Source organism: Escherichia sp. HH41S (genome assembly GCF_009820115.1).
GTDB classification, from domain to species: Bacteria; Pseudomonadota; Gammaproteobacteria; order Enterobacterales; family Enterobacteriaceae; genus Escherichia; species Escherichia coli_F.
This window is the reverse complement of record NZ_VNXE01000052.1, coordinates 1-372: the sequence shown is the minus strand read 5'-3', so window position 1 is coordinate 372 and position 372 is coordinate 1. Positions and strand designations below refer to the sequence as shown.

The following is a 372-nucleotide window of genomic DNA, read 5'->3' as shown; positions in this document are numbered from 1 at the left end:
GTGCCGGAACCGGATAAGGGTTCAGACATACTTTTTTCTCCTGTAAATAAAAAAGGGCCACCAGCGGCCCGTAAAAAACACCCCGTCAAAGGCACCCGCAGATGCCTTTTGTGTGGTGTTATTCAGATTTACGCAGTAAAGGCCGGAGCACGACCAGCGCCATCGCCACCAGCACACCATCTGCCAGCACCGACATCAGCCGTCCGGTGAAATCCACCACCACTACCAGAAACAGCAGGATGGCAGCCAGCACAAGGCGCGCACTTTTCACAGGTACTGCTCCAGCGGTAACTGCAGCGCCTGAGCAATTTTCTTGAGTTGTGCTTCTTCATCCGGACCAATGCCATCCTGGTCAGCGATATCAAGGCACAG

General features: G+C 54.0%; 1 protein-coding gene and 1 pseudogene. Both read right to left on the bottom strand.

Annotation, left to right across the window (positions count from 1 at the left end):
- Positions 1–118 precede the first annotated feature (118 nt).
- Positions 119–271 carry a DUF3927 family protein gene (locus FQZ95_RS08835; RefSeq protein ID WP_000833649.1) on the bottom strand — a complete coding sequence of 51 codons (153 nt, stop codon included), beginning with the start codon at positions 269–271 and terminating at the stop codon, positions 119–121.
- Positions 268–372 (bottom strand): annotated as a pseudogene (locus FQZ95_RS08830) (tellurite/colicin resistance protein); the annotation flags it as partial. The gene FQZ95_RS08835 and the pseudogene FQZ95_RS08830, both read right to left, overlap by 4 nt.